The 24,402-nt window shown below is 70.2% G+C and carries 14 protein-coding genes; 8 read left to right on the top strand and 6 right to left on the bottom strand.

Going from position 1 to position 24,402, the window contains the following annotated elements; all coding sequences use genetic code 11:
* Nucleotides 1–24: 24 nt before the first annotated feature.
* Together BO221_RS02355 and BO221_RS02350 are read left to right on the top strand one after the other, a co-directional pair.
* Nucleotides 25–1,191 carry a polymer-forming cytoskeletal protein gene (locus BO221_RS02355; protein ID WP_143195226.1) on the top strand — a complete coding sequence of 389 codons (1,167 nt, stop codon included), beginning with the start codon at nt 25–27 and terminating at the stop codon, nt 1,189–1,191.
* Nucleotides 1,188–1,973 carry a carbohydrate deacetylase gene (locus BO221_RS02350; RefSeq protein ID WP_073558682.1) on the top strand — a complete coding sequence of 262 codons (786 nt, stop codon included), beginning with the start codon at nt 1,188–1,190 and terminating at the stop codon, nt 1,971–1,973. The genes BO221_RS02355 and BO221_RS02350 overlap by 4 nt, the downstream gene beginning before the upstream one ends.
* Here BO221_RS02350 and BO221_RS02345 read toward each other — a convergent pair.
* Entirely contained in the window at nt 1,962–5,939 is a 3,978-nt protein-coding gene (locus BO221_RS02345) for a DEAD/DEAH box helicase (protein ID WP_073558681.1), read from the bottom strand. The two genes, BO221_RS02350 and BO221_RS02345, sit on opposite strands and share 12 nt — an antisense overlap.
* A gap of 223 nt (nt 5,940–6,162) precedes the next feature.
* Nucleotides 6,163–6,783 (bottom strand): glutathione S-transferase family protein, encoded by a 621-nt coding sequence (locus tag BO221_RS02340; protein ID WP_073558680.1) that lies wholly within the window; start codon nt 6,781–6,783, stop codon nt 6,163–6,165.
* A 74-nt stretch (nt 6,784–6,857) separates the two neighbouring features.
* Here BO221_RS02340 and BO221_RS02335 point away from each other — a divergent pair, with 74 nt between their 5' ends.
* The 4 genes from BO221_RS02335 (at nt 6,858) to BO221_RS02320 (ending at nt 13,671) form a co-directional block, all read left to right on the top strand.
* Entirely contained in the window at nt 6,858–8,813 is a 1,956-nt protein-coding gene (locus BO221_RS02335) for a carboxypeptidase regulatory-like domain-containing protein (protein WP_073558679.1), read from the top strand.
* A gap of 24 nt (nt 8,814–8,837) precedes the next feature.
* Nucleotides 8,838–10,922, top strand: coding sequence for a neutral/alkaline non-lysosomal ceramidase N-terminal domain-containing protein (locus BO221_RS02330; RefSeq protein WP_073558678.1), 2,085 nt, complete (start codon nt 8,838–8,840; stop codon nt 10,920–10,922).
* A 2-nt stretch (nt 10,923–10,924) separates the two neighbouring features.
* Entirely contained in the window at nt 10,925–12,481 is a 1,557-nt protein-coding gene (locus BO221_RS02325) for an McrB family protein (protein ID WP_073558677.1), read from the top strand.
* 125 nt (nt 12,482–12,606) lie between these two features.
* Nucleotides 12,607–13,671 (top strand): McrC family protein, encoded by a 1,065-nt coding sequence (locus BO221_RS02320; RefSeq protein ID WP_073558676.1) that lies wholly within the window; start codon nt 12,607–12,609, stop codon nt 13,669–13,671.
* Nucleotides 13,672–13,715: 44 nt separating this feature from the next.
* Here the strand turns inward: BO221_RS02320 and BO221_RS02315 are convergent, their stop codons facing one another.
* From BO221_RS02315 to BO221_RS02305, 3 genes are all read right to left on the bottom strand, one after another.
* Nucleotides 13,716–15,179, bottom strand: a complete 1,464-nt coding sequence (locus BO221_RS02315; RefSeq protein WP_073558675.1) for a glutamate synthase subunit beta — start codon at nt 15,177–15,179, stop codon at nt 13,716–13,718.
* A 3-nt stretch (nt 15,180–15,182) separates the two neighbouring features.
* Complete coding sequence (gene gltB, locus BO221_RS02310; RefSeq protein WP_073558674.1) at nt 15,183–19,739, bottom strand: glutamate synthase large subunit; 4,557 nt, start codon at nt 19,737–19,739, stop codon at nt 15,183–15,185.
* 141 nt (nt 19,740–19,880) lie between these two features.
* Nucleotides 19,881–21,788, bottom strand: a complete 1,908-nt coding sequence (locus BO221_RS02305) for an ATP-binding protein (RefSeq protein WP_073558673.1) — start codon at nt 21,786–21,788, stop codon at nt 19,881–19,883.
* Between the two features lie 182 nt (nt 21,789–21,970).
* Between BO221_RS02305 and queF the strand changes: the two genes are divergently transcribed.
* Nucleotides 21,971–22,378, top strand: a complete 408-nt coding sequence (queF, locus tag BO221_RS02300) for a preQ(1) synthase (RefSeq protein WP_073558672.1) — start codon at nt 21,971–21,973, stop codon at nt 22,376–22,378.
* 110 nt (nt 22,379–22,488) lie between these two features.
* Nucleotides 22,489–24,138, top strand: coding sequence for an endo alpha-1,4 polygalactosaminidase (locus BO221_RS02295; protein WP_073558671.1), 1,650 nt, complete (start codon nt 22,489–22,491; stop codon nt 24,136–24,138).
* 27 nt (nt 24,139–24,165) lie between these two features.
* On the opposite strand, the gene BO221_RS02290 is transcribed toward BO221_RS02295, so the two are convergent.
* Nucleotides 24,166–24,381, bottom strand: coding sequence for a hypothetical protein (locus BO221_RS02290; protein WP_073558670.1), 216 nt, complete (start codon nt 24,379–24,381; stop codon nt 24,166–24,168).
* Nucleotides 24,382–24,402: the final 21 nt, after the last annotated feature.

The following is a 24,402-nucleotide window of genomic DNA, read 5'->3' as shown; positions in this document are numbered from 1 at the left end:
CGTCACCCGCGGGAGGGCTGCATCATGTCCACCAAGGCCGAGTGGTACCGGGGCCCCTGGCTCCCCTGGCTCCCCTCCCTGCTGGTGCTCTGGGCCCTGGCGCCCGGCCTGTCGGGAGCCGCCGAGCTCCGCAGCGGCGACGTGGTGCGGGTGGGCCCCCAGGAGGTCATCGAAGAGGACCTCTATGCCTTCGGCCGTGCCGTGGACATCCAAGGCACCGTCCGGGGCGACGTCATCGCCATGGGACGGCAGGTGGACATCTCCGGCACCGTCGAGGGGGACGTGATGTCCGCCGCCTCGAACACCCAGATCTCCAGCCCGGTGCGCGGCAGCCTCCGGGCCGCGGGCGGCGATCTCTCCGTGAGCGGGCCCGTGGGCGAGGACGCCATGCTCGCCGCCGGCAACCTGCGGCTCACCCCCGAGGCCCGGGTGGGGAAGGATCTCTATCTCGCCTCGGGCGATGCGCGGCTCTACGCCCCCGTCCAGGGCGAGCTGCGGGCCGCGGCGGGGACGCTCACGCTGGCGGCCCCTGTGGGCCAGGACGCGCACGCCGAGGTGGGCACGCTGCGGCTCACCGAGGAGGCCCGCGTCGGCGGGAACCTGAGCTACCGCAGTGACCAGGACGCACAACTCGCCTCGGGCGCCGTCGTGTCGGGCACGGTGGAGCATCTCGCCGCCCGGCACGGCCAGGGGAGGAGCCCCGCCATGGGCCTCTACTTCTGGGTGCGCTCGCTCGTGGGGCTGTTCGCGCTGGGGCTGTTGTTCTCCCTGCTCGCGCCCCGGTTCGCGCGCCGGGTGACGGCCATGCTGCGCCAGCGGCCCCTGCCGAGCCTGGGCTGGGGGGCCGCGCTCCTCGTGAGCGTCCCCTTCCTCGCCGCCCTCGTCTTCCTCGTGGGCATGCTGCTCGGCGGCTGGTGGATCGGCCTCTTCATCCTGGCCCTCTACGCCTTCGCCATCGCCCTGTCCTTCCCGGTGGTGGGCCTGTTCCTCGGCCGGTGGCTGCTCGAGCGCTTCCACAAGACGGGGGCCCACCTCGCCGTGGCGCTGCTGCTGGGGCTGGTGCTGCTGACGCTGGTGGGGCTCGTGCCCATCCTGGGCGGGCTCGTCGCCCTGGCCACCATCCTCTTCGGCCTGGGGGCGATGATGCTCAGCCTGCTGAGGGGCCGCGAGCCCGCCGGGGCCACGGTGTGAGCGAGCCAGAGCGAGCCCTCATCATCAACGCCGACGAGCTGGGGTACGACCCGGCCGTCACCCGGGGCATCCTCCGCGCCATGCACGAGGGCATCGTCTCCTCGGCCACGTTGATGGTGAACACGCCCTACTCCGAGGCCGCCGCCCACGAGGCCCGGGGCCTGCCCATCGGCCTGCACTTCAACCTCGCCCGGGGCTTCCCGGTGTGGGCGGCCTTCCCCGGCGAGCTCCTCCAGGGAGGCCTGCTCTCGGAGCCGCTCGCCCCGCACCTGACGCCGGACGTGGTGGAGGCGGAGGCGCTCGCCCAGTTGGAGCGGCTGGACGTGCTGCTCGGCCAGCCGGCCACGCACGTGGACGTGCACGAGCACCTGCACCAGTACCCCGGTGTCTTCGCGGGCCTGGTGCGTGCCGCGCGAGTGCTCCGGCTGCCGGTGCGCTCCACGAGCCCGCCCATGCGCCACGCGCTGCGGGCCCACGGCGTGCGCACCAATGACCATTTCCTCGGGGAGGCGGGGGCGGAGGCGTACTGGACGCTGGAGCGCCTGGAACGGCACCTCGCCACGCTTCCCGGGGAAGGCGTCACCGAGCTGATGTGCCACCCGGGATACAAGCCCGAGGCCGTGAGGAGCCGCTACGCCCGGCAGCGAGAGGTGGAGCTGGCCACCTTCCTCCACCCGAGGGCGCACATGGCGCTCACGCGGCTGGGCGTGAGGCCCACCGACTTCCGCGTCCTCACGCGGCCCGGCCTCGCCCCCAGCCCCTCGCCGGACTCACCCCGGTGACAGGCCCCGCTCCGCCGGGACACCGCGTGCCCTGGCCGGACGCGCGGGGAGCATGTGCGCGGCGGCGTCCTCTCCCTCGGCCCCGTAGCGCAGCAGCCCGAGCAACTGCTCGGTGGACAGCGCCGCCGCCCCATCCGCCTCGGACAGCAGGCTGTTGGCCAGGTCCCGCTTCTCCTCGTGCAGCGCGAGGATGGCTTCCTCGATGGTGCCCTCGGAGATGAGGCGCGTCACCGTGACGGGCTTCGTCTGGCCGATGCGGTGCGCCCGGTCCGTGGCCTGATCCTCCACCGCCGGGTTCCACCACGGGTCCAGGTGCAGCACATGGTCCGCCGCGGTGAGGTTGAGGCCCGTGCCTCCCGCCTTGAGCGAGATGAGGAAGACATCCCCCTCGCCCCGCTGGAAGGCCGCCACCCGCGTCTCCCGCTCGGCCGCGGGCGTCTGGCCGTCCAGGTACTGCATCGGTACACCCCGCGCCTCCAGCACCTCGCGCACCAGCGCCAGGTGCTTGACGAACTGGCTGAAGACGAGCGCCCGCCCTCCCCCGGCGCGCACCGCCTCCACCACCTCCACCAGCCGTTCCAGCTTCGAGGACGGCAGCGGCGAGTCCCCATCCACCAGCCTCGGGTGACAGGCCGCCAGCCGCAACCGGGTGAGCGCCGCCAGCACCTCGAAACGCTTCTTCGGGCCCTTCGCGTCCGCCAGCCGCGCCAGCGCCGCCAGCCGCGTGTCCTCGTACAGCCGCCGCTCGCCCTCGGAGAGGGTGATGGGCACCACCGTCTCCACGCGGGCGGGCAGCTCGCGCGCCACCTCCGCCTTGGTGCGCCGCAACAGGAAGGGCCGCACCACCCGAGCCAGCGCCGCGCGTGCCTCCGGGTCCTTCGTCCGCTCGATGGGCCCGGCGAAGCGCGTCCGGAAGGACTCGCGGCTGCCCAGCAGCCCCGGGAAGACGAGCCGGTACAGGCTCCACAGCTCCGACAGCCGGTTCTCCACCGGCGTGCCCGAGAGGGCGATGCGCGCCTCGGCCTTCAGCGCCCGCACCGCCTTCGCCCGCGCCGTGTCCGGGTTCTTCACCGCCTGCGCCTCGTCCAGCACCAGCGTGGCGAAGGACACCTCGGAGAAGCGCTCGGCATCGCGCATCAGCAGCGTGTAGCTCACCACCACCACGTCACCCGCCCCCAGGCCGGAGAGCAGCGCCTCGCGCTCCGCCTCGCGGTAGCCGTGCACCTTCAGCGAGGGAGCGAAACGCGCCGCCTCGCGCATCCAGTTGAAGCACACCGAGGTGGGCGCCACCACCAGCGCCGGACCAGCCTCCGCGCGGTGCAACAGCAGCGCGAGCGTCTGCAGTGTCTTGCCCAGCCCCATGTCGTCCGCGAGGCACCCGCCCCCGCCCCAGGCCGCCAGCCGCGCCATCCAGACGAAGCCCTCGCGCTGGTAGTCGCGCAGCCGGGCCTTCAGGGACGAGGGCACCGGCACCTTCATCTTCTGGGCGTCGCGGATGCGTCCGGCCAGGTGGCGCCAGTCCGGTGGAGCCTCCACCTTCGCGCCCGCTTCGGCGAGCCCGTCCAGCGTGGACGCCGCCGCCGCGCTCACCTCCCACTTGCCATGCGAGGGGTGCGCGAGGTCCGCCAGGGGCGCGAGCTGCGCGCGCAAGGCCTCGGTGAGCCGCATCCAGCGTCCCGGCGCCAGCGGCACGTAGTGGTGCCCGCGCCGCAGCGCATCCAGCAGCAGGGCCAGCTCCACGCGCTCCCCTTCCAGCTCCACGCCCCCTCGCACGCCGAACCAGTCGTGCTCCCGGTGCACCTCCACCTTCAACCCTTGCGCATCCGGCGAGCGCACCACGCTCCACGGCCGCTCCTCCCACTCCACGCGCAGCGAGGGGCCCGTCAGGGGCTCCAGCCGCTCCAGGAAGCCGAGCGCCGCCTCCGGGCCCTCCAGGGTGAAGTGGCCATGCGCCTCCACCGGCAACCCCAGCCGCTCCAGCAGCGCGCCCGCCTCGGTGCGCTCGGACTCCAGGTTCCTCCGCGCCCGCACCCGCTCCGTACCCCGCAGTCCCCGGACGACGTCCGCGCCCTCGCCCGGCACCAGCGGTGGCGCTTCGGGCAGGGGCCGGACGAGCAACGAGCCCTCCAACGTCTCCCCTCCCGAGGGCCGCAGGCGCAGCAACAACCCGGGCACGGCGGGGACCTCGCGCGCCTCCAGCGCCGGGGGCAGGGACACGGGCACGGCCGACTCCACCCCACCGAGCCGGTGCAGCAACTCCGCGCGCGACGAGGCGGGCAGATGTCCTCCGTAGTCCACCAACGGCGCCAGCACCGCCAGGGCCTCGGGCGAGGCGGACACCAACGTCACCCGCGGAAGCTCCCGCTCCACGTACAGCCAGGGCAGCGGCGCCCGCCCCGCCATCAACCCCTGGAGGATGCGCATGGACACCGGCTCGCCACCGAAGGTGGGGCGCACCCGGAGCCCCTCCTGCGCGTCCTCGCCCTCCTCGATGGAGAAGCCGAGCGACGCGGAGCGCACCCGCAGCGGTGTCTCCGGACTCGCCTCGAACACCAGCCGGGGGTGGTGCTCGAGCAGCTTCAGCGCCTGGACGAGCAACCGCCGGCGATCCGCGGGCTCAGTTACCCGCGCCGTGAGGCGGCACAGCTCGAAGGCCTCCACCTCCTCGGGGGAAACGAGCGCGGCCCGGGCCTCGGCCTCGTCGCGCAGGGCCACCTGCGTCCCCTTGGACAACCCGCCCCGCTTCAACGGCCGATGGAGATAGGGCCGCAGACGGGGCTCGCCCTCGGCGAAGCCCTCCAGGCGGAAGCTGACCTGGGCGGGGGTGGAAGCGGACTCCTGACGGGCCCGGAGCCCAAGTCCCACCTTGTCCATGGCGGCCAGCAACTCCCGGCCGGGCGCCACGAAGAGCCGCTCGGCGAGCAGTGCGTTCTCCTTCGCCCGCCGCGAGTCCCCGAGCGCGGCGAGCACCACGTCGATCGCGGTGAGGGCGTGAATGCAGCGCGCGCGCGCCCGGGGAGCACACGTCGAGCACGTGAGGGCGTCCTCGTCCCCTTCGAGGAGCAGGGGCAGATCCACCCGCGCGCACTGATGATGGGAGTGCTCCGAGAAATAATGCGTCCCGGAGCGCCCATACCCGGACTCGTGCACGTGCGCGACCGGGCGATTCTCCGGAAAGCGGAGCACGCGCTCGTTGTCGGGCAGGAGGCGAGGAGCGGCGTGCTCGCGGACCCGGGCCCGCTCCCGCTGGAGCAGTGGCACGAGGGGCTCGAGCCGAGCATCCGTGGGCGGCGGAAACCCGCGACGGGTGCGCTCCAGCTCCAACCCCAGGCTCACCCGGTGGGCCTCGACGCGGGCCCGGAGCCACGCGGCGTGCCTGTAGGAATCCCGCGCCTTCTCGGACCAATCCTCGGGGAGCGGCCACGAACCGTCCAGGACGGATGCGACCGAATAATCCCCCGGGAAGTAGAACCGGTGGGAAAGGGAAAACCCCCGCGGCAGGAGCGAGTCCAGCTCCGAGACGGAGACGGCGCGCAGATGGGAGACGTGGTGCGCCTCCAGCCAGGCCGTCACCTCCTCGGGAGTACCGGGCGGGGACTCCTCCTGCCCGGCGGGAGCGGCCGCCCCCTGTTCGGGACGGAGGGCCTCGAGGACGGCCACCCCGAGCGCCACGACGTGCTGACAGATGACGGTGGACCGGAACCGGGAGCACGAGCAGTTGCCGAGCAGCCCTTGCTCGTTGGCGGACACCGACACCGGAAGATGACCGCCGCCCCGGCTGCGAACCTCTCCGTGCAGCACATCCGGAACGGCGAACCAGGAGCGCACCCGCCCCTTGGCGGCCAGGGCCGCTCCCTGGGAGTAGATGTCCTCGCCCGCGAGCAACTGGAGCTGTTCCCGGGTGAGCCAGTGACGCAGCCACTTGCCGGGCAGCGTGGTGGACTTTTGCGGTAATGCCTTCGGCATGACTTCCAAGATAACGTCGGAAGGCGGACTTGTCCGCGTCCACGTTCGCGGACTGGCGGCCGCCGGGCGGCCAACCAGAAGAGCGGAGCCGCTCCTGGCGCGAGGCGTCTGCGAAAGCCGAAGAGAGGAGGTGCTGCATCCTGGCCAGGAACCAGGACCGGGCGGGTCCGGGGCACCGGGAGGCGCGCTTCCGGACCCGCGCGGGGACTGAGGGGACTGCGGACTAGCCGTTCACCTTCTTCCACGAGGGACGGGTGCTGAGGCGCTGCCACCACGACTTCACGTGCGGACGCTCGGTGATGAGGGTGCCGTGGGGCGTGGCCGAGAGGTACTGCAGGTAGGGCATCCAGGAGATGTCCGCGAGGGAGAACCGGTCGCCCGCGAGGTACGCCTGCGACATGAGCGCGCGGTCGACGACGTCGAGCGTCTTCGCCGTCCCGTCACGGCCCTTGTTCACCTTGTCCATGTCGGGCTTCCCACCGCCCATCATGGGCTTGAAGAACGTCTCCATGATGATGGCCATGCTGCTCGGGGAGAAATAGGACTGCTCGACGCTGAGCCACTGCTCCATGCGGCCCAGCGAGGGCAGATCGCTCGGGGTGAGCTTCTCGCCCGGCAGCTTCGCGTCGAGGTAGCGGATGATGGCGCGCGACTCGTACATGGTGAAGCCGTCATCCTCGAAGAAGGGGATGACGCCGAAGGGGTGCTTCGCCACGTACTGGGGCGCCTTGTGCTCGCCCTTCGTCAAATCCACCATCACGAACTGGGCCTCGTGGCCCTTCTCCGCGAGCGTGGTGAGGACCTTGCGGGTACAGGTGCTGAACGGATGACCGTAGACCTTCATGAAAGTGCCTCCTGGGGAATGAAGCGGCGCGAAGCTATAAGAAGGACCCGGGGGTTGCGCTAGCCTTCCGCGCCATGGATCGGAAGCGCACAGTCAGGTTGCTCGCCATCGTGCTGGTGCTCTTGGGAGGCCTGCTGCTCGTCCTCGGGGGACGGGACGGAGAGGCGGAACCCCAGGCCACGCGGCCTCCAGGCGCCACGGCCCCGAAGCCCGCTCCCGCCACGGCGGCAACGGAGACGGCACCGGAGCCGAAACCCACCCACACCACGGCGGCCCCGCCCACGCGCCTGGTGCCGGCCACGTACGCCGAGCGCTCGACGGAGGCGCACGGGGCCTTCGAGGGCCGTGTCATCTCGGCCACCACGGGAGATGGCGTGGAGGGCGCGGAGCTGACCTTCGCGGGCTCGGGAGGCGCCACGTCCACGCGCACGGATGCGAATGGACGGTTCCGCTTCGTGCCGTACTCGGCGGGCACGTGGCAGCTCGCGGTGGTGACGGCGCGGGGCTACCTGCCCTTCGGCCCCGAGTGGGGGCAGAGCCCCATCCGCTTCACGGCCGTGCCGGGCCAGCGCCTCTCGGACATCGTGCTCGCCCTGACGCCCGAGGTGGAGCTGCTGGGGCGGGTGGAGGGCGCGGACGGGAAGCCGGTGGCGGGAGCGCAGGTGCGGGTGCTCACCGGCCGGAGCGGGGAGTCGGTGCTCTTCCCAACGCCGGACCGTTACACGTCGGATGCGAGCGGGGAGTTCCGCTTCCACGGTCCCGAGGGCGCCATCGTGGAGGCCCGCCACCCGGCCCACGCCTCCGCCCAGGCCGAGGTGACAGCCGGGACCCTGCTGGCGCGCCGGCTGGTGTTGAAACTGGGCAGGCACGAGGGCTCCGGGGACGCCCCCCTGGACGAGTCGCTGGCGGGGCGGGTGGTGGACGCGAGTGGAACGGCCGTGGCGGGGGCGCTGGTGTCGGTGGAATCCGCGGAGAGCGCATGGCCCAAGCAGTACGGAGACGCGCACGGCTACGAACAGGTGACGGACGACGAGGGACGCTTCACGATCGAAGGCGTGGCACCGGGGCTCTATGACGTCACCGCGAGGTTGATGGGGCTGGCGCCGGGAGAGCTCCTGGACGTGACGGCGGGGAGGAAGGATCTGGTGCTGACGCTCGCGCGGGGAGCGAAGCTGGCGGGCACGGTGCGAGACGCGGCCACCCGCAAGCCCATGCCCTCCTTCACGCTGGCCGTGTTCACGAAGCGGGGACCCCTCCAGCGAGTCCCCTTCGCGCAGCTCTCGTTCATCGACGCGCAGGGGCACTACGAGCTGGCCGGAGTGCCCGCCGGGGGCTACGTGGTGCAGGTGGCCGCGTACGGCTACGCCCCATCCGAGACCCACGTCGAGGTGCCACGAGGAGCCTCGGGGACGGTGACGGCGGACGTCTCGCTCGGGCGAGGGGCGAAGATGACGGGGCGGGTGGTGGAGGAGGGCACGAACCTGCCCCTGGAGCGCGCGCGCGTCTCCGTCGAGGGGATGGGCGCGGAGAGCGCGCTGTCGGTGCGTTACGACGCCCTCACGGACGCGGAGGGCCACTTCACGCTGGATGGACTGCCCTCGGGGCAGATGTCCCTGCACGTCTCCGCCGACGGGCACCACAGCCGCATCATCTCGGGGATTCGCGTGGGCCCGGAGACCACGGCACCGCGGATCCTCGAGTTGAGGAGGACGGAGGAAGGCGAGGAGCCGCAGGTGGACATGGTGGGCATCGGCGCGGTGCTGGCGCCGCGAGAGGACGCGCTGATGGTGGGCCAGGTGTTCGCGGGAGGAGGCGCGTGGGAGGCGGGGCTCACCACGGGGGACGCCATCGTGCGCATCAACGGACGCCCGGTGGTGGAGCTCGGCTTCCCGGACGCCATCCAGAGCATCCGAGGCGTCGAGGACAGCCTGCTGGTGCTCGGGGTGCGCAAGGCCCCGGCGCCGGGCACGGAGGGGAGCCCCGCGACCATCGTGGACATCACCGTGAAGCGGCGACGCATCCGCAAGTAGGCCACACGAAAGGAGCGACATGCCATGACCAGCCTTCCGTCGATCGTGCTGGGTCTGGAGGAGCCACCCGAGGATCTCACGGTCACCCGTGTCCCGCCCGGGAGGACGCTCACCGACGGAGTCCCGCGGGCCGGAGCCGCCCGGGTGGACATCACGCCCGGCTTCCTCACGCCCACGGCGGGCTGGTCCCTGTCCGGGCACAGGATGCGAGCGATGTGGGGACGGCTCCACGCGCGCGTGCTCGTGCTGGATGATGGGCACGGCGAGCGGGTGGCGCTCATCGCGGCGGACCTGCACGCCGGCTCGCGCTACCTGGCGGAGCGGCTCGCGGAACGAACCGCGCCCCTGGGCCTGCACATTGACCGGCTCTTCCTCGCGGGCACGCACACGCATGGCGGGCCGGGCAACTTCTACGGCAGTCCGTTCTACGACTCCTTCGCGCAACCCAAGCCAGGGCTGGACGCGCAAGGGGTCGCGTACCTCGTGGAGCGGCTGGAGCGAGGCGTGCGCGAGGCCTGCGAGCGCCTGCGCCCGGCACGCGTCGGGCACGGCGTGGCCCGGCTCTGGGGGTACTCGCGCAACCGGAGCCTGAGGGCGGCCCGCGACAACGCCCCCGGGATGGAGGACGCCGCGTTCCGCCGTGAAGCGGAGTCCCTGGGCTTCCCTGGGGGCACGCCGTCCGCCATCCCCTCGGGGCTGTCACTCGAGCAGGTGAGCGTGGATCCGCGCGTGCAGGTGCTCTGGGCGGACGAGGCGCAGCCGCCCCACCGGCCCATTGGAGCCTTCGGCACGTTCGGAGTGCACGCGGCGATGCTGGCCCTGAACCACGCCCTGGGAAGCGCGGACCTCTTCGGGGTGGCCACCCACCATGCCGAGCACCTGATGCGAAGCGCGGAGCCGGGCACCGAGCCGATCCTCGGGCTCGCCGCGGGCACCGTGGGGGACTCGGACCCGACGCTGCCCGGCCTGTCGGTGGACGAGCTGAAACGGCAGCGCCACGGCCGGACGCGAAACCTGGAGCTGGCGGAGAAGGTGGGGCAGGAGCTGGGCCAGCGCCTCTTCGAGGCCTGTGGCGACGCACGAGCGCGGGCGGAGACATCGGTGCGCCTCTCGGTGCACTTCGACGAGCCCTCGATTCGCGACGCCACCTTGCCGGATGGCACGCGGCTGCCACATGAGGCCCAGGTGGGAGGCCCCACGCTCGGTGGCTCGGAGCTGGGTGGAGGGGTTCCCCTGCTCTTCCGCGAGGGGATGCGGAACACGCTGGGCGACACGGATCCACAGTGGCCCAAGGAGCCACCGCTCCTGCTGGAGAGCATCCTCTCCGATCTCTTCAAGTACCAGCCCCCGGCCCTGCCGCTGCGGCTGCTGAAGGTGGGGAGCGTGTGGCTGATGGGACTTCCGGGCGAGCCCACGTCCTGGCTGGGCCATCGCCTGAGCCGGGAGATGCGGCAGCTGGGGGCACGGGAGGTGATGGTGGCGGGCGTGTGTGGCGACTACGTGGGCTACCTCACCACGGGGGCCGAGTACGAGCGCCAGCACTACGAGGGCTCCAGCACCATCTGGGGAAGGAACACGGAGCGCTGGCTCGTCGAGCACAGCCGGGCCCTGGCGGGGAGCGCACCGGGCCGAGTCCCCTCGAACGAGGCACGATTCCCGGTGAGATGGGGCAAGCACGAGGAGCTCTCGATCCCGAGGCCGCCCATGAAGGACGCCCTCCCCTTCTGGCCCCGGCGGCCCCGATTCGACGAGCCACGGCTGTTCCGGGGGCGCCTGCTGCTACGGGGGAGCTGGTTCGCCTGGGCGCCGCAGGAGAACCGGGAGTTGGGGCGAGGGCCCTGGGTGCAACTGGAGGACGCGGCCACGGGCGAGGTGCTGCACAGCCGAGGGCTGCCGGTGGATGACCAGCATCAGCGGTTCCTGCTGGAGTTCACCGACGACGAGGACCACATCGATTGGCGCTGGTCGGTGATGCTCGAGGACTGGAGGCACCTGGTGGGGCGGAGGGTGCGCTTCCGGCCCCTGGGTCCGCGAGGCGTCCGCGTGCAGCCGCCGCCAGGGGCCCAGTGGCCCGAACGTCAGCTGGTGTCGGACCCCTCGGAGGACTGAATATGAGCGCATCCAGCAATCTCTCCCCTGATGTGAGCAAGAGAATCGCGGAGTGGATCCGTGACGCCGAGCAGGACAGACAGGTCCGCGAGAAGGCCGAGGCATCCGCGAGAAGCCTCATCGCGGAGAATCTTGGCCGTCTGACCGAAGCCCAGCTGCGTCAGGTGATGAAGCACCTCAATACCTGTGTGGGTGCGAATGGCGTCGTGTACACCCGCTTCGTGCCCGCCTTCATGGGGCACAACGCGAACTTGGTTGCCAGCTCGCTCGATCGGCTCAACCCCCTCATTGAGGAACTGTGGAGAGCGGACGACGACGCGTCCGTCTCACAAATCCTGGATGGCTTCTGGGCCGCCAACATCCCTGGAGCGGGGCGCAGCTTTCCCACTGCCATCCTCTATCTTCGGAATCCCAAGCGCTACGCGGTGTGGACCCGAAATCTCGACCAGTCACTGCACGGCCTTCTCGGTACACGCACGACGCACCGGGTCCGCAGCGGCAAGGACTATCTGAGATATTGCGAGAACATCCGGCAATTTCTCGCCGACCACGACATTCCGCCAGCCCTCCACGACAATGTCCTCTGGCTGCTCTCCTCGCCACCTGACGAGCCGGAAGCCACTCCCGCTCCAGACGAGACCAGCGCCACCCCGGCCACGGGAGGAAAACCCGCGGAGACCGGCCGCATCACCCTTCGTGCGCTCTCGGCGGAGACATTGATGGAACCCGGCTTCTTCCAGAAGCTCGACCGCCTCCTGCTCGACAAGAAGCAGCTCGTCCTCTACGGCCCACCCGGTACGGGCAAGACCTTCGTGGCGCTGAAGTACGCAGAGTACCTCACGCGGGGGGAGGGCGATGTCACCACGGTGCAGTTCCACCCCTCTTATGGGTACGAGGACTTCGTGGAGGGCCTGCGTCCCGTGGTGGAGCAGGGACAACTGCAGTACCGGGTCGAGCCAGGCGTGTTCCGGCAGGTTTGCGAGCGTGCACGCGCCAGACCGGAATCCCGGTTCGTCCTGCTCATCGACGAATTCAACCGAGGCAACCTCCCGCGCATCCTCGGTGAGCTGCTCTTCCTCCTCGAGCGCCGCGGCCACAACGTGGTGCTCCCCTACTCGAAACAGCCGTTCTCCGTCCCCGAGAACGTCATTGTGCTTGGCACGATGAATAGCGCCGATCGGTCCATCGCACTGCTCGACCTAGCGCTCCGAAGGCGGTTCCACTTCGTGGAGGTGCAGCCCAACGAGGAGGTGCTGCGCGCGTACCTCGTGCAACACGGCCGGGAGGAGTGGTTCGCGGATCTGCTCGGTGCACTCAACACCGAGTTGGAGAAGGCGGGCATCGAGCGAGACAGGCTCGTCGGGCACTCCCACTTCATGGTGAGAGACCTGGATGAGGATCGGCTCGAGCTCATCTGGGGAGCCACCATCGAGCCCCTTCTCCGGGAGCTGTTCTTCTCCGAGCCAGAGAAGCTGGACGCATTCTCCTTCGAGCAACTCCGGAAGCAGGCGGAGGAACGCGCCGAAGTGAGTCCGAGCGGAGGCGAACGCCCATTGTGAGCACACCTGCGGCCCCGGCCCCCACGTCTCGACAACTCATCCTTCGCGAGTGGACAGCCCGTGTAGAACAACTCACTCCCGAGGATGCGGCGGCCCTCGTTCGTGCTGCCACCGGGATTCTGCGCGTGGAGTTCGACCGGACTGGCGCCACGCGCATCATCCCCGGCCCTTACGTGGGGAGATTCCACGCCGCCGGATTCGATCTCAGGATCGAGCCCAAGGTCCCCATACAAACTCTCCTCTCCATGCTGGTCGAGGTCAGCGGGCTCGTGGAATGGAGGCCAGACGTAGGCGTCGCCGAAGGAGAGCGGCTTGAGGACTTCATCGCACGGGCCTACCTGCACGAGGTTGGTGAAGTACTGAGACAAGGGCTGCATCGGCTCTACGTCCGGCACGACGACCAGGTCATCGCGGTCCGAGGACGGCTGGACGTGAGGAGGACTGCGAACCTGCACTCCCGAGCCCGCCCCCAGGTCCACTGTGAGTTCGACGAGTTCACCAACGACACCCCAGAGAACCGGGTGCTGTTGGCGGCGCTCCGCGCACTCGTCATGAACGAAGCCGTGTCCCAGAACTGGAGGGCTCGTGCACGCATACTACGGCCCGAGTTCCTTGGCGTCACAGAGGTGATTCCGGAGTTGGGCGGCATCGACAGGCTCGGCTCCGACCCACGCACGCGACATTACCGGTTAGCGCTGCGTCTCGCCGCTCTCATTCTGCGAGCCACGGGGTTCCATGAGCGTCACGGCGCACTGCGCTCGCCGGGATTCCTCGTCAACATGAATGCCCTCTTCGAAACGCTGCTCACGAAACGGTTGTCCGCCAGCCTCAAACCTCTTGGTATGGAGGTTCGCAGCCAAGTGCGCGACACGCTGGACGTCGAAGGAAGGGTCAACATCCGGCCAGACCTGCTGGTGTGCGGCCCCAACGGTCGGAGGGTGGTCGTCGACGCCAAATACAAGGTGGCACAAGAGCCCGCTCAGGCCGACCTCTACCAATTGGTCACGTACTGCAGGGTACTCGGCGCGTCGAACGCCGTACTCGTCGGGGCCGGGGAGCAGCCATACCCGATGGTGACGGTACGCGACGGGACGAAGGTCTACCTGGAAAGCATGAGCCTCACCACTCCCACCGCCCTCGCCAGGTCAATCCAGCACCTGGCCTCGTTGCTCGAACAACTCCTCACGTAACGCGAACATCCAACAGATCGCCGAAAGCAATCTCACGCCCAAGGTCAGCCGAAGGCGCAGTCCTTACCCTTGGTCGGCAGCGCGGAGTCCTCGCGGGTCAGGTACGTGTCGACGGCCTTCGCCGTCTCGCGTCCATCCGCGAGGGCCCAGACGATGAGGCTCGCCCCGCGGCTCGCGTCACCCGCGCAGAACACGCCGTCCACCGACGTGGCGAAGTGCGAGTCCACCTGCACGTTGCCGCGCGGCGTGAGCTTCGTGCCGAGCTGCTCGGCCAGCAGCCCTGTGTCCGGCCCCGTGAAGCCCATGGCCAGCACCAACAGGTCCACTTCGTAGACCGTCTCGGAGCCGGGCACCTCCACCAGCCGAGGAACGCCATTCGCCTCCCGCTGCACCTCCACCCGCACCGCGTGCAGTGCCCGCAGCTGCCCATTCTCACCCACGAGTTGCTTCGTCATCAGCCCGAACTCGCGCGCCCCACCCTCCTCCTGACTCGACGAGGTGCGGAAGATGAGCGGCCAGCGCGGCCACGGGTTGCCCTCGGCGCGCACCTTCGGCGGAGCCGGCATCAGCTCCACCTGCGTCACGCTCGCCGCGCCCTGGCGCAGCGCCGTGCCCAGGCAGTCCGAGCCCGTGTCGCCACCACCGAGAATCAGCACCCGCCTGCCCGCCGCGTTCAACCGGGGCTCGAGCGTGGCCAGCCCCGACACCACCCGGTTCTGGTGCTCCAGGTAGTCCATGGCCTGCACCACGCCGGACAGCTCGCGCCCGGGAACCTCGAGCTCCCGCGCCTTCCTCGCGCCCATGGCCAGCACGACGGCGTCGTACTGCTCACGCAGCGCGGCGAAGCCCGGCTCGCGGCCCACGTCCACGCCACAGCGGAACTCCACGCCCTCGGCCTCCATCAACTTCAGCCGCCGGTCCAGCACGGACTTCTCCAGCTTGAAGTCGGGAATCCCATAACGCAGCAGACCCCCGAGCCGATCATCCCGCTCGAACACGGTGACGCTGTGCCCCGCCAGGTTGAGCTGTGCCGCCGCCGCCAGCCCCGCCGGCCCCGAGCCCACCACCGCTACGCGCTTGCCCGTGCGACTCGCCGGAGGCCGCGCACGCACCCAGCCCTCGGCGAAGGCCCGCTCGATGATCTCCTTCTCCATCTGCTCGATGGTGACGGGATCCTGGTTGATGCCCAGGACGCACGCCGCCTCGCAAGGAGCCGGGCACAGCCGTCCGGTGAACTCGGGGAAGTTGTTGGTGGCGCTCAGGGCGAGGAAGGCCTCCTTCCACTTGCCCCGGTACACCGCGTCGTTGAAGTCCGGGATGGGATTGCCCAGCGGACAGCCCTGCTGACAGAAGGGCACGCCACAGTCCATGCACCGCCCCGCCTGCCGCTTCGCATCCTCGGCGGACAGCGGAAGGACGAACTCACGCGAGTCCCCCACGCGCTCGGACTTCTCGCGCTTGGGGGCGTGCACGCGCTGCCACTCCATGAAGCCGGTCGTCTTTCCCATGGCTCAGCCCTCCCCTCCCACGACCTGGAGCCGTGGCAACGTGGCGGGAGGCGGCTTGCGGGCCGCCCGGCGTGCCTGGAGCACGCGCTTGTAGTCGGTGGGCATCACCTTCACGAACTGCGGCACCATGCGCTCCCAGTTGTCGAGCACCCGCTGCGCCAGCTTGCTGCCCGTGTGGTGCAGGTGCCGTTCGATCATCCCGTGCACGAGCCAGATTTCGGACTCGTCCACGAGCGACTCCAGCTCCACCATCTCCAGGTTGCAGCGCTCGCGGAAGGAGCGCTCGCGGTCGAGCACGAAGGCCATGCCGCCGCTCATGCCCGCGGCGAAGTTGCGCCCGGTGGGCCCTAGCACCACCACCGCGCCGCCCGTCATGTACTCGCAGCCGTGGTCACCCACGCCCTCGACGACGGCCTGGGCGCCGCTGTTGCGCACCGCGAAGCGCTCACCGGCGAGCCCGCGCAGGTACACCTCGCCGGCCGTGGCGCCGTAGAGGACGGTGTTGCCCACCAGCACGTTCTCCTCGGGGGCGAAGCGGCTGTCCGAGGGCGGGTAGACGATGACGCGCCCGCCGGAGAGCCCCTTGCCGAGGTAGTCATTGGCATCGCCCTCCAGCTCCAGCGTCACGCCGCTGGCGAGGAAGGCCCCGAAGCTCTGTCCCGCCGAGCCCTTCAGCCGGATGCGCAGCTGCCCGTCCGGGAGCCCGCGAGCCCCATGGCGCCGGGCCACCTCACCCGAGAGCATGGCGCCCACGGCACGGTGCGTGTTGCTCACCGGCCGTACCAGCAACGTGGGAGCCCCGCCCTCCAGCGCCGCCTTGGCGTCCTTCAGGAGGTCATGGTCCAGGTGGTCGGACACGTCCTTGCTCCACGCCGAGTCGCACCGCCGGGGCTCCTCGGAGGGAGCGTGGGGGAGCGTGAGCAACCCGGAGAGGTCCACCCGCTTCACCTTCCAGTGGTCCGAGGCGGGCCGCTGGCGCAGCAGGTCCACGCGGCCCACCAGCTCGTCCAGCCGGCGCGCCCCGAGGGCCGCCATCTGCCGCCGCAGGTCCTCGGCCACGAGGTAGAAGAAGTTCACCACGTGCTCGGGCTTGCCGTGGAAGCGCTCGCGCAGGCCCGCCTCCTGGGTGGCGATGCCCACCGAGCAGGTGTTGAGGTGGCACTTGCGCAGCATGATGCACCCGAGCGCGATGAGGCTCGCGGTGGCCATGCCGAACTCCTCGGCGCCGAGCAGCGTGGCGACGAGCACGTCCCGGGCGGTACGCAGGCCGCCATCCACCTGGACGCGGATGCGCCCACGCAGACCGTTGTGCACCAGCACCTGCTGCGTCTCCGCGAGCCCCAGCTCCCACGGAAGGCCCGCGTGCTTGATGCTGGAGAGCGGCGAGGCGCCCGTCCCGCCCTCGTAGCCGGAGATGACCACGCCACCGGCGCCGGCCTTGGCCACGCCCGCGGCGATGGTGCCCACCCCCACCTCGCTCACCAGCTTCACGCTCACCCGCGCCGACGGGTTCACCGACTGGAGGTCGTAGATGAGCTGTGCCAGGTCCTCGATGGAGTAGATGTCGTGGTGCGGCGGCGGGGAGATGAGCGTCACACCCGGCGTGGACCAACGGACCCGGGCGATCCGATCGTCCACCTTGTGGCCCGGGAGCTGTCCGCCCTCGCCGGGCTTGGCGCCCTGGGCCATCTTGATTTGGAGCTCGGCCGCGTTGACGAGGTACTCGGTGGTGACGCCGAAGCGGGCGCTGGCCACCTGCTTGATGGCGCTGCGCCGCAGGTCTCCATTCTCATCCCGGGTGTAGCGGCGAGCCTCTTCACCGCCCTCGCCGCTGTTGGAGCGCCCGCCCATCCGGTTCATCGCGATGGCCAGCGTCTCGTGGGCCTCGGCGCTGATGGAGCCGAAGGACATGGCGCCGGTGACGAAGCGCTTGACGATCTCCGACGCCGGCTCCACCTCCTCCAGGGGCACGGGGGTCTGCCTCCCGGCCGTCACCTCCACGAGCCCGCGCAGATTGCAGAAGGCACGCGACTCGTCGTCCGCCAGCTTCGAGTACTCGGCGAAGGCGGCGGCGTCATTGGTGCGAGCCGCCTGCTGCAGCTTCGCGATGGTGGCGGGGTTCCACTTGTGCGTCTCGCCCCGGCGGCGCCACTGGTAATGGCCGCCCACGGGGAGCAGCTCCGCCTCGTGCTCGGCCGCCGGACCGAAACCGAGCCCATGCCGCTCGCTCACCTCGCGTCCCAGCTCGGGCAGGCCCACGCCCTCCACGCGCGAGGGCGTCCCGGTGAAGTGCCGCTCCACCAGGCTCCGCTGCAGGCCCACGGCCTCGAAGAGCTGCGCGCCACGGTAGGACTGGAGCGTGGAGATGCCCATCTTGGACATCACCTTGAGCAGCCCCTCTTCAATGGCGTGGATGAAGTTCTCCTGGGCCTTCTCCTGGTCCACGGGCAGCTCGCCGGCGTCGGCCAGGGCGCGCAGCGTGTCCAGCGCGAGGTACGGATTCACCGCCGAGACGCCGTAGCCGAAGAGGCACGCGAAGTGGTGCACCTCGCGGGCCTCGGCCGTCTCCAGCACGAGGCCCGTGTACATGCGGATGCCGTCGCGCACGAGCCGCTGGTGCACGGCGGACACGGCCAGCAGCGCGGGGATGGCGGCATGAGCCGCGTCCAGGTCCCGGTCGCTCAGCACGAGGATGTTGGCGCCCGCGTCCACCGCATCCACGGCCGAGCTGCACAGCCGCTCCACGGCCGCTTCCAGCGCGTCCTCGCCCCCGTTCACCGGGTACAGGAGGCTGAGCGGCTGCGTCTCGAAAATGCCCTCGTTGCGGATGGCGGCCAGCTTCGCCAGTTGCCCGTTGGTGAGGATGGGGCCCGGCAGCGACAGGCGGTGGCAGTGCTCCGGCGTCTCCTCGAAGGTGTTGCCCTCGGGGCCCAGCCCGGTGGCGAGCGTCATCACCAGCGACTCGCGGATGGGGTCGATGGGCGGGTTGGTCACCTGCGCGAAGAGCTGGTGGAAGTAGTTGAAGAGCGAGGGGGCCTGGTCACTGAGCACGGCCAGGGGCGTGTCGGTGCCCATGGAACCCACGGGCTCCTTGCCCGTCTCGGCCATGGGCCGCAGCAGCAGCCGCATGTCCTCGTCCGTGTAGCCGAAGGCACGCTGGAGCCGCCACAGCTCCTCGCCGCCCAGCCGCCGCGGCGCGGGCACGGTGGGCAGGTCATCGAAGGTGAAGACGTTGTGCTTCAACCACCGCCGGTAGGGCCAGCGGGTGGTGATGTCGCGCTTGACCTCCTCGTCCTCGAGGATGCGGCCCTCGAGCAGGTCCACCAGCAGCATGCGGCCGGGGGTGAGGCGGCCCTTGCGGCGCACCTGGGAGGCGGGCACGTCGAGCACGCCCGTCTCCGAGGCGAGGATGATGCGATCGTCCTCGGTGACGAGGTAGCGCGCGGGGCGCAGGCCGTTGCGGTCCAGCGTGGCGCCGATGAGCTGTCCGTCGGTGAAGGCGATGGCGGCCGGCCCGTCCCACGGTTCCAGCAGGGAGCTGGAGTACTCGTAGAAGGCGCGCCGCTCGTCGCTCATGAGCGTGTGGCCCTCCCACGCCTCGGGAATCATCATCATCATGGCGTGGGGCAGCGGGCGGCCGCCCAGGTACAGCAGCTCCACCATGTTGTCGAACTGGGCCGAGTCACTCTTCCCGGGGACGATGATGGGGAAGAGCGGCTCCAGGCTGCCGCCGAACTTGGCGGACTGCAGCAGGCCGCGCCGGGCGTTCATCCAGTTGCGGTTGCCGTGGAGCGTGTTGATTTCGCCGTTGTGCGCGATGTAGCGGAACGGCTGCGCCAGCTCCCAGGTGGGGAAGGTGTTGGTGGAGAAGCGCGAGTGCACGAGGCCCAGGGCGCTCACGCACTCGGGGTGCTGCAGGTCCACGTAGAAGCGCGGGAGCTGCCGGGGCAGGAGCAGGCCCTTGTAGATGAGCGTCTCGGCCGAGAAGCTGGCCACGTGGAACTGGCCGTCCGGGTCCAGGGCGCGCTCGCGGATGCGGCGCTCGGCCAGCTTGCGGATGCGGAACAGCTTGCGCTCGAAGGCGCTGGGCACCACGCGGCGCCGGGCGACGAAGAGCTGGCGGAGGACGGGGGCGCTGTCGCGGGCCAGCTTCCCCAGGTGGGAGGAGTCCACGGGCACGTCGCGCCAGCCGAGCACGCGCTGGCCCTCGTCGGCGGTCACCTGCTCCAGGGCGGCCTCGCAGGCGATGCGCGCCTCGGCGTCCGAGGGGAGGAACACCATGGCCACGCCGTACTGGTGGCGCGGCGGCAACGCGAAGCCCAGCCGTTCACGCTCGAAGAGGCGATGGGGGAGCTGGATGAGGATGCCGGCGCCATCACCGGTTTCAGGGTCCCTGCCGGCCGCGGCCCGGTGGCTCAGCCGGTTGAGCAGCTCCAGCGCGTCCTCGACGATGCCGCGGGATTTCTCTCCCTGGATATGGGCCACGAAGCCGACTCCACAGGCATCGTGCTCGGTGTCCGGTTCGTACAACCCATAGCGGCCCGGGCCTCGCTGCGACATCAGCACTCCCTCTCGGCGGGTGAATTCTTCGACGCGGAGAGTCTAGTGCACTGCGTCAGCCCGTGTAAGCAGGCAAGAAAGATTCAGTGACGTTCGCAAGCGCCCGGAGCGCGCAGGGGAGCGGGGGCCCGGTGGGGGCCCTCACGGGAGCATGAGGGCTTCCAGGGGGACGCGCTCCGAGGGGTCCTCGGCGCGCCCCCGCTCGCCGGCCAGCCCGAGCGTGGTGCGGACGGCGGTGAGCAGCTCCTGCTCCCGGTAGGGCCGCGAGCACTGGGAGTGCTCCGGGTGGGCCCAGGCGGGCCGCGAGGCCCCGGCCAGGACGATGGGAATGGGCCGGGCGCGCGGCAGCTCGGCGAAGGCGGACAGGAAGAGGCCCAGCTGCGTGGGCGGGGCCCCCTCGGACAGCAGCACCAGGTCCACCGGCAGCGAGGCGGCGCGGCGCAGCGACTCCACGCCCCCGTGTGCGGTGAGCACCTCGAAGCCCTCGGCGCGCAGCAGGCGCTCGGCGGTGAGCTCCTGCACCGGATCCTCGTCCAGCAGCAGCACCCGGCGAGGCAGACGGCGCACCTCGTTGGCGGACATGCGCGGCAGGCCCAGGGTGAAGGTGGAGCCGTGGCCCTCGGCGCTGGACATGGACAGCGCGCCGTGGTGCAGCTGGGCGATGGAGTGGCTGATGAAGAGCCCCAGCCCCAGCCCGCCGAAGTGACGGTGCGAGGAGTTGCCCGCCCGGTAGAAGCGTTGGAAGAGGCGCGACTGGTCCTGCGTGGGGATGCCGATACCCCGGTCCCTCACGTGCAGACGGGCCTCACCGTGCAGCGCCTCCACCTCCACGCAGATGGGCTCGCCCTTGGGGCTGTACTTGTCCGCGTTCTCCAGCAGGTTGATGAGCACCTGCTCCAGCCGCTCCCGGTCCGCCTGCACCCAGAGGTGCTCTCGCGGCACCACCAGGCTGAAGGGGCGCTCCAGGCTGTGGCGGAACTGATCCACCACTTCCGCCACCAAATGGCCCAACTCCAGCGGCGCGAGCTGCAGGGACAATTGGCGCTCCTCCAGTCTCGAGACATCCAACAATTCGTTCACCAGACGCTCCAGCCGCTCCACCTGCCGCTTGGACTTGGTGACGGCGGCGGGGTCCACGCGCTGGCCCTGGGCGAGGCAGCGCTCCAGGAAGCGCAGGTTGAGCTTGAGGGGCGTGAGGGGCGTCTTCAGCTCGTGCGAGGCGATGGACATGAACTCCTCGCGCACGCGCAGGGCCGCCTGGGCCTCACGCAGCAGACGGGCGTTCTCCACCGTCACCGCCACCTGCCCGGCGGCGGCACTCCACAAATCCAGCTCCCGCAGGGAGAAGGAGGTGCCCTGCTCCTTGTAGAGGACGAGCAGCCCCAGCGCGCGCTTCTGGGACAGCAGCGGCACCGCGGCGAAGATGGAGCCCACCGCGTCCCCGTAGCCGCGCTGGACGCCAATCTGGGGCTGGCGGGTGATGAGGGCCGCCTCGAAGGAGTCGGCATGATCCTCGAGGGCGTCCTCGGGGGAGTCGGCGCTGGCCAGGTCGGACACGGCCACCCGGCGCAGGGGCTGGCCCTCCTCGGACAGGTACACCTCGGCGCGGCGCACCTGGGCGCAGCGCACCACGGCCAGCACGGCGGCCTTGCACACGCTGTCCACGTCCAGCGTCTCGCCCACCTCGCGGGCGATCTCCTGGAGGGCCTGGGCGAAGGCCACGTCGTCATCGGCGCCGGAGGGCTCGAAGAGCAGCCAGGCCCCGGGGTTGGCGTCCGGGCCCGAGGGCCGGGTCCGGATGCGCATCTGCTTGAGGCTGGAGGTGATGGCATGGCCCGAGTGGGAGCGGCCCTCGCGCAGGGCGCGCTCGAGGGCATCCCGGCCCCAGCCGCCCTCGAGGGCCGAGAGCACCGGGTCTCCCACCTGGAGGACCATGCCCGTCTTGGCGCCGAAGTCCGGCTCCAACCATTCCACTCGCAGATCCGGCCCGAGCCGCACCACGGCCTGGGGGACGCACGCGAGGATGTCCTGGAAATCGGAGGGCAGCATTCGGGGCGAGGATCTGAGTTACGCCCGTGCCACCGGAGACACAAGATGGGCTGGCCCCGGCTGCTCCCCCCTGGACAGAGGGGACGTTGGGGGGCGGACAGGAGGGGGGACCCGGCAGGCAGGGGGGCGTTCGCCATACAGGGGCTGAAATCGGCCGGGTGTGTGTTAGACGACACCCCGCCATGCCTTCCCAGCCGACCAAGGAACTGAAGACCTTTCCCAACCCCGCCCAGGATCGCGACTACGAGATCGCGTTCGACGTGCCGGAGTTCACGTGCCTCTGCCCGCTGACCGGGCAGCCGGACTTCGCGAAGTTCAAGATCCGCTACGTGCCGGACGAGCTGTGCGTGGAGCTGAAGAGCCTGAAGCTCTACATGTGGTCGTACCGGGACGAGGGGGCCTTCCACGAGAAGGTGACCAACACGATCGCCGACGACATCGTGCGCGCCATCAAGCCGCGGAAGCTGACGGTGGAGGGAGACTTCTTCGTGCGCGGCGGCATCGGGACGCTGGTGACGGTGACGCACGAGAAGAAGGGCCGGGGCGCGAAGCCGGCGGCGAAGAAGAGCGCCCCCGCGCGCCGCAAGTAGGCCCGCTCCATTTCCTGGAAAACGGGACAAACCGCCTACATGTGAAATCCAGTATTGCTCGGAGGCCGTGCCCATGAGATGGGCGGCCCACGAACAACGCTGGAGGCGAGATGTCGAGATGGAGTGCTTGGCTCATCCCGTGGATCGCGGTGCTGACGTACGGGTGCACGCCCTTGGAGGCGGAGGACCCGAGGGAGGGGCCGGGTGAGCAGCAGCGGGCCCTGAGCGGCACGGAGATCATCGACTTCTCCACGGCGAGCACGCAGACGAACACGGATGCCTCCGGGAAGAGCGGAGGCATGACCGTGCTCAAGGCGAACAGCGCGACGTGCACGGTGGGCACATACGCGGACTGCTACGCGAACTACATCGAGTTCAGCGCGGCCTACACGGGCCATCTGTCCTTCAAGCTCTCGAGCCTCACCCAGGGAGCGCCGGCCCCGTCGCACATCACGAATCTCCAGTTGCTGACGAAGTACCAGGGACCGGGGGTCGCGACGTCCTACTACCGGTGGCAGCTCTACCGGTTCACGACGGCGAGCTGGGTCAACGTCGCCACCTCACAGGGGCGGGGTGACTGGGTGTGGACGCCGGCCCTGACGCTCAACCTCCCGAGCACCGAGACGGCATCGAGCTTCGTGTCGGGTGACGGCGAGATTCGCGCGCGCCTCGTCAAGGGAGCGGGGACGGATGCGGCGCAACTGGACAGCCTGCGCCTGCAGGTGTCGTGGGACAGCCCCACCACGTGCACCGCCGAGACGGACGCGGCCTTCTGCACGCGGCTGGGCCGAAGCTGTGGCCAGGTGACGGGCACCGACAACTGTGGCCAGACGCGCACGGTGCCGAGCTGTGGTGCCTGCCAGAGCCCCGAGACGTGTGGCGGTGGCGGCACGCCGAACGTCTGTGGCCAGGGGTCTGCCTGCACCGTCCCGAGCTTCCCCCGGGGAACCACCTGGATGTGGGATCTGGAGAACAGCGCGATTCCCACGACCCTCGGCGCCCAGGTCTACGTGGTCGACCTCTTCGACACCTCGAGCGCGAAGATCCAGGAGTACAAGAGCGCGGGCAAGAAGGTGGTCTGCTACTTCAGCGCTGGCAGCTACGAGAACTGGAGGAGCGATGCCAGCCAGTTCCCCCAGGACACCTATTGCAGCCCTGGCGAGAACTGCGCCCAATCCGTCCACGTCATGGGCGACTGGTGCACGAGCGGCGGGAGCTGCGAGTGGTGGCTGGACCACCGCAAGCCGGCGGTGCGGACCGTGATGGAGTCCCGCCTGCAACTGGCGCGAGACAAGGGCTGCGACGCGGTCGAGCCGGACAACATCGACGGCTACTCGCACGATGACAGCATCAACTGCACCGATCAGGCCTGCTGGGGCCTCACGGCGGCCGACCAGCTCGCCTACAACCGCTGGCTGGCCGATGCCGCCCATGCCCGGTGCCTGGGCATCGCGCTCAAGAACGACGTGGATCAGGTCGCGCAGCTCGCCTCGTCCTTCGACTTCGCCATCAACGAGGAGTGCCAGCGGTACAACGAGTGCGGGGTCTACAAGACGTACTTCACGAGCCAGAACAAGGCGGTCTTCAACGCCGAGTACCTGAAGGACTCGGGCGGCGAGACCACGAGCTGGACCTCGTGCACGGGAACGCAAGCGGCCTGCGCCTGTGGCGAGAGCGGCTTCGCCCAGGGAGACCTGAGCACCCTGGTCTACAGGACGTCAGCGGTCCGCTACGACAACGTCGGTATCACCTGCGGGTAGCCAGGAAGGGCGAACGGGGGGCTCGCTCTACTGCGAGTCCCCCATCTTCTGCTCCAGCTCCCGCGCCCGCTGGTCCGCGTCGGACTCGATGCGGCCGGCGGCGCCGCGGACGTTGTCGAGCTGCCGCTTGGCCTGACTGGTCTCCCCTTCCGGATCGGAATCACGCGGGGCGTTGCTGAGCGCGTAGTACGCGACGCCCGCGGTGACGGCGATGGCGAGGATGAAGGTGATCAGCTTGCCCATGACGAAAAGCTCCCGGGTGCG

The sequence above is a fragment of the Archangium sp. Cb G35 genome, assembly GCF_001896145.1.
GTDB lineage: Bacteria > Myxococcota > Myxococcia > Myxococcales > Myxococcaceae > Archangium > Archangium violaceum.
This window is presented reverse-complemented; position numbering and strand designations above follow the sequence as displayed.

What these genes read in the sequence shown, in the direction of transcription:
- BO221_RS02355 (WP_143195226.1), top strand. Translation starts at nt 25, where the DNA reads ATGTCCACCAAGGCCGAGTGGTACCGGGGCCCCTGGCTCCCCTGGCTC.
- BO221_RS02345 (WP_073558681.1), bottom strand. Translation starts at nt 5,939, where the DNA reads ATGCCGAAGGCATTACCGCAAAAGTCCACCACGCTGCCCGGCAAGTGG.
- BO221_RS02340 (WP_073558680.1), bottom strand. Translation starts at nt 6,783, where the DNA reads ATGAAGGTCTACGGTCATCCGTTCAGCACCTGTACCCGCAAGGTCCTC.
- BO221_RS02335 (WP_073558679.1), top strand. Translation starts at nt 6,858, where the DNA reads ATGGATCGGAAGCGCACAGTCAGGTTGCTCGCCATCGTGCTGGTGCTC.
- BO221_RS02330 (WP_073558678.1), top strand. Translation starts at nt 8,838, where the DNA reads ATGACCAGCCTTCCGTCGATCGTGCTGGGTCTGGAGGAGCCACCCGAG.
- BO221_RS02325 (WP_073558677.1), top strand. Translation starts at nt 10,925, where the DNA reads ATGAGCGCATCCAGCAATCTCTCCCCTGATGTGAGCAAGAGAATCGCG.
- BO221_RS02315 (WP_073558675.1), bottom strand. Translation starts at nt 15,179, where the DNA reads ATGGGAAAGACGACCGGCTTCATGGAGTGGCAGCGCGTGCACGCCCCC.
- gltB (WP_073558674.1), bottom strand. Translation starts at nt 19,739, where the DNA reads ATGTCGCAGCGAGGCCCGGGCCGCTATGGGTTGTACGAACCGGACACC.
- BO221_RS02305 (WP_073558673.1), bottom strand. Translation starts at nt 21,788, where the DNA reads ATGCTGCCCTCCGATTTCCAGGACATCCTCGCGTGCGTCCCCCAGGCC.
- queF (WP_073558672.1), top strand. Translation starts at nt 21,971, where the DNA reads ATGCCTTCCCAGCCGACCAAGGAACTGAAGACCTTTCCCAACCCCGCC.
- BO221_RS02295 (WP_073558671.1), top strand. Translation starts at nt 22,489, where the DNA reads ATGTCGAGATGGAGTGCTTGGCTCATCCCGTGGATCGCGGTGCTGACG.
- BO221_RS02290 (WP_073558670.1), bottom strand. Translation starts at nt 24,381, where the DNA reads ATGGGCAAGCTGATCACCTTCATCCTCGCCATCGCCGTCACCGCGGGC.